The sequence below is a fragment of the Salinarchaeum sp. Harcht-Bsk1 genome, assembly GCF_000403645.1.
Taxonomy (GTDB): domain Archaea; phylum Halobacteriota; class Halobacteria; order Halobacteriales; family Salinarchaeaceae; genus Salinarchaeum.
Window position 1 is genome coordinate 2125916 of the sequence record NC_021313.1, and the last position, 11199, is coordinate 2137114.

At 67.9% G+C, this 11199-nt stretch carries 12 protein-coding genes; 4 read left to right on the forward strand and 8 right to left on the reverse strand.

Going from position 1 to position 11199, the window contains the following annotated elements; translation table 11 throughout:
• Positions 1 to 135 precede the first annotated feature (135 nt).
• The 5 genes from L593_RS09590 to rnz form a co-directional block, all read right to left on the reverse strand.
• Positions 136 to 2097: an ATP-binding protein gene (locus L593_RS09590; RefSeq protein WP_020446765.1), complete on the reverse strand. Its 1962-nt coding sequence runs from the start codon at positions 2095 to 2097 to the stop codon at positions 136 to 138.
• Between the two features lie 128 nt (positions 2098 to 2225).
• Positions 2226 to 2603 carry a DUF2237 family protein gene (locus tag L593_RS09595; protein ID WP_020446766.1) on the reverse strand — a complete coding sequence of 126 codons (378 nt, stop codon included), beginning with the start codon at positions 2601 to 2603 and terminating at the stop codon, positions 2226 to 2228.
• Positions 2604 to 2888: 285 nt separating this feature from the next.
• Positions 2889 to 3866 carry a phosphoadenosine phosphosulfate reductase family protein gene (locus L593_RS09600; protein ID WP_020446767.1) on the reverse strand — a complete coding sequence of 326 codons (978 nt, stop codon included), beginning with the start codon at positions 3864 to 3866 and terminating at the stop codon, positions 2889 to 2891.
• 180 nt (positions 3867 to 4046) lie between these two features.
• A complete protein-coding gene (locus L593_RS09605) occupies positions 4047 to 4433 on the reverse strand; it encodes a hypothetical protein (RefSeq protein WP_020446768.1) in 387 nt (128 codons plus the stop codon).
• Between the two features lie 92 nt (positions 4434 to 4525).
• A complete protein-coding gene (rnz, locus tag L593_RS09610; RefSeq protein ID WP_020446769.1) occupies positions 4526 to 5464 on the reverse strand; it encodes a ribonuclease Z in 939 nt (312 codons plus the stop codon).
• A 135-nt stretch (positions 5465 to 5599) separates the two neighbouring features.
• Between rnz and L593_RS09615 the strand changes: the two genes are divergently transcribed.
• A complete protein-coding gene (locus tag L593_RS09615) occupies positions 5600 to 6142 on the forward strand; it encodes a hypothetical protein (protein ID WP_020446770.1) in 543 nt (180 codons plus the stop codon).
• A gap of 127 nt (positions 6143 to 6269) precedes the next feature.
• Positions 6270 to 7511 (forward strand): carboxypeptidase-like regulatory domain-containing protein, encoded by a 1242-nt coding sequence (locus tag L593_RS09620; protein WP_020446771.1) that lies wholly within the window; start codon positions 6270 to 6272, stop codon positions 7509 to 7511.
• A 34-nt stretch (positions 7512 to 7545) separates the two neighbouring features.
• Here the strand turns inward: L593_RS09620 and L593_RS09625 are convergent, their stop codons facing one another.
• From L593_RS09625 to L593_RS09635, 3 genes are all read right to left on the reverse strand, one after another.
• Complete coding sequence (locus tag L593_RS09625) at positions 7546 to 8598, reverse strand: NAD(P)/FAD-dependent oxidoreductase (RefSeq protein ID WP_020446772.1); 1053 nt, start codon at positions 8596 to 8598, stop codon at positions 7546 to 7548.
• 92 nt (positions 8599 to 8690) lie between these two features.
• The gene (locus L593_RS09630; RefSeq protein ID WP_020446773.1) at positions 8691 to 9458 is read right to left on the reverse strand and encodes an SDR family NAD(P)-dependent oxidoreductase; all 768 of its coding nucleotides are present in this window, start codon (positions 9456 to 9458) and stop codon (positions 8691 to 8693) included.
• Between the two features lie 70 nt (positions 9459 to 9528).
• The gene (locus L593_RS09635) at positions 9529 to 9939 is read right to left on the reverse strand and encodes a hypothetical protein (protein WP_020446774.1); all 411 of its coding nucleotides are present in this window, start codon (positions 9937 to 9939) and stop codon (positions 9529 to 9531) included.
• 247 nt (positions 9940 to 10186) lie between these two features.
• Between L593_RS09635 and L593_RS09640 the strand changes: the two genes are divergently transcribed.
• Positions 10187 to 10381: a cold-shock protein gene (locus L593_RS09640; RefSeq protein WP_020446775.1), complete on the forward strand. Its 195-nt coding sequence runs from the start codon at positions 10187 to 10189 to the stop codon at positions 10379 to 10381.
• 336 nt (positions 10382 to 10717) lie between these two features.
• Complete coding sequence (locus L593_RS09645; protein WP_020446776.1) at positions 10718 to 11125, forward strand: DUF5778 family protein; 408 nt, start codon at positions 10718 to 10720, stop codon at positions 11123 to 11125.
• Positions 11126 to 11199 lie beyond the last annotated feature (74 nt).

Genomic DNA, 11199 nt, shown 5'->3' on the forward strand with positions numbered 1-11199 from the left:
TCACGAGCGTGGTAGTTCGATTCGCGACGGTGGAGTTCGATTCGCGACGGTGGAGTTCGATTCGCGACGGTGGAGTTCGCTGCTCGATCGCGAGAGCAACGCGGCCTATCGCGGCCCGTCACCGATCCCTGGGGATCACTGCTGGGGCCCGACGCTGGATCGGGGCTGCCGTTCCCCATCCGTTACGTCACGGACGACGAGCGAGACGGCTCTGCGCCCTTCGATCCGCTTCGAGAGCGGATACGTGCGTGCCTCGAACCGACGCTCCCCGGCAGGGACCTCGAGTTCGTACGAGAGTTCGCGGGCCGTTCCCGTCTGAAGCGTCTGGTCGACCGCTTCCATCGTCGTCTCCGCCACGTCATCGGGGAGCACTGCGTCGCAGGACTCGCCGAGGAACTCGTCCGGATCCGCGTAGAGCTGGTCCTCGCTGGCAGGGCTCGCCAGGACGTCCCGATAGACGCAGCCCTCGTCGATGATGAAACAGAGGTAGGGGAACCCCTTCGATAGCGCTTCGTATCGCCGCTCGCGCTCGATTCGCTCGGTCACGTCCCGGCCCACCAGGAGGTGCTGCCCCGGCACGACGTCCGCGGTCGCCGTGTACTCGATCGTTCTGCGGTTGCCGTCGGCGTCGACGAGGGAGAACGTGCCTTCGCCGCTCCCGCCCGCCTGGATCCGTCGCCACATCTCGTCTCTGTCGATTTCGGCGACCGCGAACTCGCCAATGGTCCGACCGAGCAACTCCTGCTTTCGGACGCCGAGGAGTTCCGCGGCGTGTGGGTTGGCGTCGACGATTCGGCGGTCGTCGTCGACGACGACCATGGCGTCGAAGGACTTCTCGAACACCGCCTGGAATCGGTCGTACCCTCTCGTGAGCCGCCGCATCTCGCCAGTACTCGATGGATCGCTGCGCCGCGGGAGCGTGACGGTAACGGTGGTCCCGTCCTCGACGTCGATTTCGATCGCCCCGTCGTGATTGTCCACGATCCAGTAGACCATCCAGAGGCCCAGCCCACTGCCGTGGACCAGCGGGGTCTCGCTGCCATCGGCGATCACGCGGCGCTCGCTCTCCGGGAGGCCGGGGCCATCGTCGGCAACCGCTATCGTGACCGTCCCGTTCTCTGCGCTGACCGTCACCGTAACGGTCGGCTCTGGACCCGAGTGCTTGACCGCGTTCTCGACGAGTTCGGTCAGGGCCAGTTCGAGGCTCGGCATCGCGGTGATGCTGGTCGTCACCTCGCCCGTCAGCTCGACGCTGGCAGGCCCGTCCGTCGACGTGGCGTTCGTAATCGCCCGTTCGAGCGTCGTCCCGAGCGCGACCTCTTCCTGCTCGAACTGCGTCGAGACCACCATCTCGAGCTTCCGGGCCTTGTCGCTGAGTTCGATGATTTCGTCCACTGCCTCGACCAACTGTTCGAGGTCCGACGAATCGGCGTCTATTTCGTCGATCAGCGAGGCGACGCGCCCGCGAACGAACGTCATGTCGTTGCGGAGGTTGTGTCGCAGGACGCGGCTGAGGACGGTGATCGAGTTGGCACGACGGGTGGTCTCTGCCTGCTGGTGGGCGTGCTGGAGTTCGGCTTCGACGATTCTGGAGACGAACTCTGCGAAGAGGGTGTCGCTCTCGGAGAACGGCTCGTCGCGTGGGTCGGATCCGACGAAGCAGACGCTGCCATAGAGCGCGTCGTCGAGGTGAATCGGGGTCCCGTGGTAGCAACTGAGACCGTGGGTCTGGACGGCCGGGTCGTCTGCCATTCCCTGCTCCGTAGCGTCGTGGAGGGCGACCGAACCGTCCTTCTCTACTACGTGCCGGCAGTACGTCGTCGAGTACGGGAGGACGAGCCCCGCCGGGAACTGGCCGTCGTCCTCGTCCGTGCTCACGACCGCCTCCCAGTAGTCGTCCGCCGGATCGATTCGCGTGAGGTGCGCCGCTTCGACGCCGAGGTACGCCGACGCCACCTCCAGTAGCTGTTCGGTCTTCGCTTCGAACCCGTCGTCGCCCCGTTTGATCTCGTAGAGCTCGACCAGGGCTCGCTCGATTGCGGACAGCTCCTCGGGATTCGGAGCCGCCCGATCGGGCGCTGGTGACTCCTCTGTCACGATAAATGCGTCTAGCCCCTTCGGGATAACATTTATCGCGGTTCCGTCTCAACTCAGCCGCTTCATCCTCCATACTGGGGGGTTCAGGCGCTTTCGAGACCCACCGGGACGGGTAGCCAGTGTGCCGGTCACTCGGTGTCGGCGGCGTAGGCTTCGATCGTGTCTCGGCACACGTGTGTCAGGACGCTCTTTGCGGTGGCCTCCGGAACGATCGGCGGCGCACAGTCGGCCTCCTCGGCCTCGAGCCACCGCGGAACGCAGACGCACCAGCGGTCGCCGGGGTCGAGGCCAGGGAAGTTCAGTTCCGGCTGGGCGGACCGCAGGTCGTTGCCCTGCGCTGCCGTGTAGGCGAGAAACTCCTCGGTCATCACGGCACAGATCTCGTGGCGACCCGCGTCCGCGAGGATATCGCGACAGTAGCCGTCGCGCTCGTAGCCGGTCTCGGGGTCGAGACTACAGGGCGTCAGCGGCTCGCCGAGCACGTTCAGGTCCTCGGAATCGCTCATGGGTGGACAGTGGGGTCCGGACGGAAAGGAAGGGTGGATCGGGAACGACGTTCTCGGGAAGCAACCCTGCTGAGCGGTGCTGTAGGGTTGCTGTAGGAAGAATGCCGTGCGGATGCGGAGCGGTGCTGTGCGGCTGCAGTCAGCATACGGCGGCCGAAGGCCGCCGTTTCTCCGCCTGCGAGGGGCGAAGCCCCGAGCAGGCGGGTCTTTTTCATGAACGTTTTTGCGAGGAGGGTTCCCGCAGCGCGCCGCCGGCGCGCGAGGAAACCCGACTCGCAAAAAGGTTCACATGTAGCCCAGGTCCCGGAGCCGCTCCATCAGGTCCTCTTTGTCCTGGGCGCGGCCGGCGCGCTCGGTAGTGTCCTCGAGGTCCTGGAGCCAGGCGGGGTCCTCGGTGGTCTTCTCCGTGGAGACCTCGCTGCCGAGGGAGCGGAAGCCCATGACGTACTTCGGCGAGATCGGAATGTCCTCCCACTCGATACCCTCGGGGAGGTCCTCGGCGTCCTGGGGGACGTGGCCCTCCTCGGGGAAGCCTTCGACGGTGTCGGGCACGACGTAGTGCCAGAAGGCGTCCCAGACGGCGCGCTCGTCGAACTGCAGGATTGGCTGGATGCGGTCGTGCGGGGGGTAGATGTCGGGGTCGTGGCGCGCGCTGAAGAACGTCTCGTCGGCGCGGGCCTCCTGTTCGTCCCAGCGGACGCCGGAGATGACGCCGTCGATGTCGTACTCCTCGAGGGCGTCGTTGAGCGCGACGGTCTTCAGCAGGTGGTTGCCGACGTAGGTGTCGAGCAGGAACGGGAAGTCGTCCTCCTCGTACTCGAGGATGTTGCGAACGTGGTGCTGGTTGTGCTCGGAGAGCGCGTCGATCGGGATGTCGTCGCCGGGTTCGAGGCCCTCGGCCTCGACGTACTCGCCGACGTCCTCGTTGCGGGCGTAGACGACGTCGAGGTCCCACTCCTCGGCCCAGTGGTCGACGAAGTCGTGGATCTCGTCGAAGTGCTGGAAGTGGTCGATGAACACCGCCGGTGGCACCTCGAGGTCGAACTTCTCGGCGACCTCCTTGATGAAGTACAGGGTGAGCGTGGAGTCCTTGCCGCCGGTCCACATCACCGCGGGGTTGTCGTACTGCTCGAGGCCCTCGCGGGTGACCTCGATGGCCTTCTCGATCTTCGCCTGGAGGTTCGGGTAGTTCTCCGGGTCCTCGCCGCTGCCGTCGTCGTAGTCGACGTCGACCTGGGGAACTGCTGACGTGGAGTCTGGCATCGTGTAATGAGATATAATTACGGCCTCGCCAAAATGCTTTGTGTGATCGCCTCGCCGACGGACTCGGCCGCCGTCGCGCGATTTGACGGGATAGAAGTGTGAACGAATCACGAGGAGCGTGACTCGAACTGCCGATCGCCGATTCGTATCGACCGGCGAAAGCCTATCGACCGGGGACGCTCAGAACGCCTGCCCGTCGCGGGAGGCACTGCTCGCGTCGGCGACGGTCCTCCCGCCGGTCAACTCCCCGACGCAGAAGCGACAGTAGCGGAACTCCGCAGCGTTCTCGACGCCACAGTGTGGACACTGGACGACCTGGTCGCGTTCGATCGGCGGCAGTTCGTCGCTCCCGGACCGCTTCGATCGCCCGCTGCCGACGGACTCCGGCGGCGCGTCGGTCGGTCGCCCTGGATCGGCCTCCGCCGTGAAGTCGGGCGGCGTGGCCAGCGCCGGCTCCGAGCGTCCTGCGTTCCCGCGGAGGAAGTACGCGAGGACGACGAGGTGCCCCAGCACGAAGGCTCCCGCTGCGAGAAACAGCCAGGCGCCCGACTCGAAGCCAAGTGGCATGGTACACAGTGTCTAGTGGCTCTGGCTCAATAAAACGCGCGGCGGCGACGGGGAGCATCAGGTTGGACGAAACGGTACCACGGGAGGACCGCTCACCCGGACGAACCGCCGTCGGGAAACGGAACCTCGACGACGTCGCCGTCGTGTGGGACGAACGCCTCGCCGTCGAACGCCTCGTTGGCCTCTGTCTCGTGTGCCGAGACGTCGTGGGCGTACCGCGAGGAGACGTGCGTCAGTGCGAGCCGTCGGACGTCGGCGCGCTGGGCGATCTCGCCGGCTTCCCGCGCGGTCGAGTGTGCGGTCTTGCGGGCCCGCTCGGCGCGGTCGTCTGCGAACGTCGCGTCGTGGATCAGCAGGTCTGCGTTCCGGGCGACCTCGACGGTGCGCTCCTGGGGCCGGGTGTCGCCGGTGTAGACGAGCGTTCGGCCCGGCCGGGGCTCGCCGACGACCTGCTCGGGCTCGATCGTCGTACCGTCGTCGAGTTCGACGGACTCGCCCTCGTGGAGCGTCGAGAATTTCGGACCGACCGGGACGCCGAGTTCCTCTGCTCGCTGTCGGTCGAAGCGGCCCTTTCGGTCGTCCTCTTCGAGCACGTAGCCGACGGCGTTCGTGCGGTGGTCGACGTCGAACGCGCGGACCTCGTAGTCCTCGCGCCGGAGTGGGACGGCGCCAGGGCTGGTCTCGGACAGGCGAAGCGGGAAAGATGGCCAACCGCCGAGAGATTCGAGGAAGCTCCGGACCTTCCCCTTCGTTCCCGGCGGGACGTGGATCGTCAGTGGATCCTCGCGATCGTTGAAGTCGAGCGTCTCGAGGAAGCCCGGAATGCCGTAGACGTGGTCGCCGTGGAGGTGCGTGACGAACAGGTGGGACACGTCGAACCCCGCGCCGAAGCGCATGAGCTGGCGCTGGGTCCCCTCACCGCAGTCGAAGAGGAGCCGATCGCCCTCGCGGTTGACGAGCAGGGCGCTGGGGTTGCGCTCAGTCGTCGGCACCGCGCCGCCGGTCCCCAGGAACGTCACGCGCAGGGTCATCACCACAGATCCGGACCGGGTGCCGAAAGGCGTGTCGGAACTGCTGCCGAGGGCCGAGGCGACGGGCGCATCGCCTCGCAGTTCGCTCGCCGCCGATCGTCGGTCTTAACCACCGACCGACCGAACTCCGGGCCGATGAGTGAGGTGGAGCGGGACGGACCACCCCGATCGCGAAGCGTCGTCGTCGGGGCCGTGAAGTACGCCGTCGTCGAGGGCGACTCTCGGGTCTTCCGGAGCTACGCCGTGATCGGGAGTCTGCTTGCGATCCTCGTCGGACTCATGTTCGTCCTCGCGTTGCCCGTCTGGGTCATGGAGATCGCCGAGTCCGGCGGTGGGACGCTCGATCGCGTCGGCCTGGGGCTGCTCTGGCTCGTCGGCCTCGCGGTGATCGCAACGATGGTGGTCCCGATGCTGCTCGTCGTGCGCCGGCACCGCCAGGGTCGCCCCGAGCGGCAGCTCGCGTTCGGGCTCGCGGGGTTCGCGTACGTCCTCTCGATCTATCTCGCGCTGCTCGTTTCGGCACCGGCGGACCTCCGCGACGACCCGGACGGCGTCCTCGAGCCCGTCCTCGGGCCAGTTCTCGAGGCGCTCTACGGCCTCCCACGCCTCTCCGGACTGCTCTTTCCGGTCGTCGGGACGCTCCTGCTCGTTGCGATCGAGTACGGACTGGATCGATGAGGACGGCCCGGGATCCGAACGCCGGGCGTGCCGACCGGACTCGATCCGCAGGATGACGGTCCGTCGGACGCTCGCTGCTCGACTGCGAGCGCCGTAATTTAAGTCACGCCGAGTAGTGGCTTCGCACATGACGCGAACGATGCTCGTCGCGGCGGCCGTCGCACTCGTCGTCCTCGCGGGGGTCGGGGGCACGGCGATCGCCGACGCCGGCGCGGCACAGGACGACGTCGTCACGATCGAGCTCTCGGTGACGACGCCGCAGGGAGAGGCGATCGGGAACGCCGAGGCGACGATCGAGTGGGACGGCGGCTCCACGAACGCTACCACGACGTCGAACGGCAGAGCGTTCGCGGACGTACCGAACGGGGCCGACCTGGCGATCACGCTCGCTCACGAGGAGTACGTCAAGAACGTCCCGCACACCGTCAGCGGCGCCGCTTCGGGCCAGGTCGTCGAGACGACGATGTACCAGCCTGCTACGGGCGAGATCGAGGTCGTCGACTCGGATGGCCCCGTCGAGGATGCCACGGTTCGCTTCCGCAAGCAGGGGCAGAGCTCCTTCGCAGCCCGCGGTGACACCGGTAGCTCGGGCGTCTTCGCGTCGCCGGAGATCGAGGCGGGCACCTACACCGTGATCGTCCGCGAACCGGGCTACTACGACGCCAGCCAGACCGTCCAGCTCGACGGCGCCTCCAACGCGACCGTCCAGATCGAGCAGGGCGAGGTCACCATCGACCTGCTCACCCAGGACCCGACGCCGGAAGGCCCCGGCCTGGTCAGCGCCGACGTCGACGTCACCCAGGACGGCGACCGAGTCGTCAGTGTGACCACGAACGACGACGGCCACCGCTCGGTCGTCCTCGACGTCAACCGGGATTACGACGTGACCGTCAGCAAAGAGGGGTATCTGGAGCTCACCACGAGCCTGCAGACCGGCGAGAGCGACGCGCAGGCGACGTTCAACGTCACGCGCGTCCCCTCTATCTCCCTGACAGCGGGTAACGAGCGCGTCGTCGTCGGCGAGAACCTCCGGGTCGAGGTGACCGACGAGTACGATCGCCCGGTCGAGGGCGCGACCGTGTTCGTCGGCGGTGAGCAAGCCGGCCAGACCGACGCGAACGGCGTCGCCCGCGTGGAGATTCCCAGCGAGGGCGACGTCGAGGTGTCCGCCGAGTTCGAGGATCGAACCACGGATCCCGCGAACGTCACCGGGGTCGAACCGTCGTCCTCCGACGACGGGGGCGCCAGCGACGACGGCGGTAACGAGTCCGACGACGGTGGGACCGGCAACGGTTCGCCCGGCTTCGGCCTCGTCGCGGGGCTGCTCGGAGCACTCGCCGCGGTCGCTGCGCTGGCTCGACGGTACTGAAGCGACCCCGAGACGCCGAAACCGCTTCTTGCAGCTACGTTCGTTCCGCCAGCCGATCGGCCGTCTCGAGTCCGCTCACGATCGCCGCATTGAGCCGGGATTCGCCGGCCACCCAGTCGCCGGCCACGTGGAGGCCCGCGTCGGCAGGATCGGTCCGGACACTCGTCGCGATTCCGTCGTCGGTGAGGGCGTGCTTCCAGCGGACGACGTCGGTCCAGACCGGGTCGGCGAGCGCTGACACGTCGAGGAGGGCAGCGGCTGCGTCGGTCGCGGCGTCGGCGAGGGCCGGGTCCTCGGCGTGTTGGTGCCGCTGCGACCACTGGGGGCTCGCCTGGAAGATCACCAGCGAGCCGTCCCCGGAGACGTGCCCTGGCTTGGCCTCCTCCCGAGCGATCCACCCGAGATCCAGCGTCTTCGAGGTGTCCACGAGTGCGTAGTACGGCCACTCGAACGACTCCTCGTACCGGGCGGCGACGGTGGTGATCGACCGGTACTCGATCGACCGGGCTGCCGCCCGGAGCGAGTCGGCGACTGAGACGTCGCGGAGGAGTTCGGCCGTGACCGGCGCCGGTGGGGTCAGTACCACGTCGTCGAAGGGGCCAGCACGGGCGTCGTCGCCGGCACCAGTGCCGTCACCGCCGTCGAGGCTGTTCGAGAACACCGTCCAGGTGCCGTCGTCGCATCCGATCCCGGCGACGTCCACGTCGAAGCGGACGTCGCTGTCGGTCGGGTCCAGCAGCGCGGGGCCGATGTCCGCGACGCCACGGCTGCCGGTCCACTTCGGCGCCCCGTCGTCGCGCCCCGGTGCGATCGATTCGTCGGCGTCGAGCGTCCAGACCTCGCCGTCGACGGCGACGAGGTCGTCGGCGAGCGGTCCCTCGACGAGTTGCTGGACCCGATCGTCGGCGGCGGTCAGGTAGTTCGCGCCGACGTCGTAGCTGCAGCCCTCGCGCTGGCGGGTCGCGGCCCGACCGCCCGCTTCCGTCCGTCGTTCGAACACCGTCACCTCGGCGTCCGCGTCCTCGAGGCCGTAGGCGGTTGCACAGCCGGCGACGCCCGCACCGACGATCGCGACGTGGCGAGTCACGCTCGGACTTGGCTGCACGAGTGCAAAAGGGCCGCGACGCCGGAACGGCGCAGTTCGCGACCGCGGGGGACGGTCGCTGTCGAGGCTGGCGGTTAGACGCTTTCGGGGAGCCAGCCGCCGTCGACCTCGACGTTCTCGCCGCTGAGGTAGTCGCTGTCGGGGTGACAGAAGAAGAGGATCGCCTGGACGACGTCCTCGTAGGCAGCGGGTCGCCCGCGTGGCAGGTCGTCGGGGAACTCGTCGGAGTTCTCGATCACGTACGGCGAGACGGCGTTGACGGTGACGCCGTCGTCGCTGGTGTCGGCGGCGAGCATCCGCGTGAACATGAGAACGCCGGCCTTCGCGGCGAAGTACGGGAAGTTCTTCGGGCTGACGAGGCCCTTCTCCGCGGAGGCGTAGCCGATATTGACGATCCGGCCGCCCGCGGACGCGCCGTCCGCGTCCGCCGCCGGCTGCTCGCGCATGGCGGGGAGCGCGCGCTTCGAGCACAGGTAGGTCGCGTGGAGGTTGGTGGCGAACACGCGCTGCCACGTCTCGTGGTCGATCTCCTCCCAATGGGTCGGCGCGAAGGCGCCGACGTTGTTGACGAGCACGTCCACGGGACCGAGGTCGGCCTCGATCTGCTCGAACAGTCGCTCCACCTCGTCGGGATCGGTCACGTCAGCCCCGACGGCGATCGCGTCGGCCGCGCCGGCGTCGCGGGCTTGGGTGACGGCCTCGGCTGCGGCGTCCTCGCTGGTGTTGTAGTGAATCGCGACTGCCGCGCCCCGCTCGGCGAAGGCCAGCGCGGTCGCGCGACCGAGCCCGCGAGCACTGCCCGTGACGAGGACCGTCCGCCCGGAGCAATCGACGTCGATCATGGGTTCACTGTCGGCTGCCGGGCCTTTAGTGGCGCTGCTTTTCGGGGTCGCGTGATCCGAGCCGTGGACGTCACTCCCCTTGACGGCGCTCCTTCCAGCGGCGCTCCTGCAGGCGCTCGGCGACGTGCCGGTCGCCGGCGGCCAACTCGTCCCGGGCCTCGCGTTCGAACGCGTCGACGTCGGTGAGGATCCCGTGCTGGAACTCCTCGACGAGGTCGTAGGACCAGCGGTCGTCGTCGACGACGCCGCGGGGCAGCAGGTCGTCCCGGATCGCGTTCGCGAGGTCGGCGTGGCCGGCGGCGCGGAGGTGCTCCTCCGCGGCCGCGAGGTGGTCCATCCCGTGGCCGGTCGCGTGGTGGAACTGCAGCAGGTGGCCGTTGGCCCGCTGGAGCCACTCGTAGCCGAGTTCGACCTCGTGGAGGGCCGTCACCGTCTCGTCGTCGAGCGTTGCGCCGCTCTCGGGCGCTCGGTCGGTCGCCATGCCTACACGTACCACGCGTCGAGGATTGAGCCTTGTGCCGTGATTGCCAGCGCGGCCGGTCGGAATTCCGCCCGTAGCTGGTAGCTACTCCACGGCTCGTGGCGACAGCGTCCGCTCCGCCGCGCCCCGCTAGCGGCGTTTTCGTGGCCGCTTCTCAGGGCGGTATATCGCTGCTACGACGTGCAGCGCCCGCGAGAGTGCATTCTGCACGTGTTTTATATACCTGGGGAGCGTCGGAGATAACGCAATGCCGACTGGTACGGTCGACTTCTTCAACGATTCGGGCGGTTACGGGTTTATCGAAACCGAGGACTCGGACGAGGACGTCTTCTTCCACATGGAGGACGTCGGCGGTCCCGACCTGGAGGAGGGTCAGGAGGTCGAGTTCGAGATCGTGCAGGCCGACAAAGGCCCGCGCGCGAAGGACCTGACCCGCCTGTAATCCGACACGGATAGCGGTCCAGACTCCGGGTGCGGCGACGTCCCCGCGAACTGCGATTCTTCGTTTATTGCCCCGGTGAGCGGCTGCGCTGGAGTGCCGTGTTATTGACCGCAACCACCTCGAATACCGGGAGAGCTCTGCTCTCCCGACTTCGCGGCGTTGCCGCGAATGCCCTCGCCCTTTCAGTCCGCCAGGCATGGCGGGAAGGAGACGATTCGCGGATCCCGTGGGCTGGCGGCGGAGCGCCGCCGTGGCCAGCCCGGATCGTGCGGATGTGTGGGAGTCGGGCCGTCGCGGATCGTGAGCGGTAAAGGCGCCCGTGGCGACGGATCGGACATGGACGACGTCAGGGATCCGGACCTCTACCAGCGGACCCAGCGGCTCCTCGAACCGGGCGAGATCGAACTGGACGGGCTGATCGTCCACACCGACCTGCCCAGCGAGGAGGACATCGAGATGCTCGACGCGACGCTCGCAGTCGGCGACGTCATCGCCGACCACGCCGGCTACGAGCCGAACGAGACCTACGTCTACTCCGGCAACGACGACACCGACTTCTCCTCGAACCAGCACCAGGGATTGACCCTCGACGGCGACGAGTTCGTCTGGGAGTGCCAACAGCTCCTGCGGGCCGGGAGCTACGACCTCGTCTTCTACTTCGAGGCCGACGCCGACCGCGAGGCCATCGCCGAGGCGGCGAGCGAGGAGACGGGCTTCCCGACGACGGCGGTCGAAGGCGAGTAGCGCCCGCTGCTCGATGCTCGGCCGGCCGCGAGAGATCGCTCGCGAGTGCCGTCGTGCCGAGCAGCGGGACGATC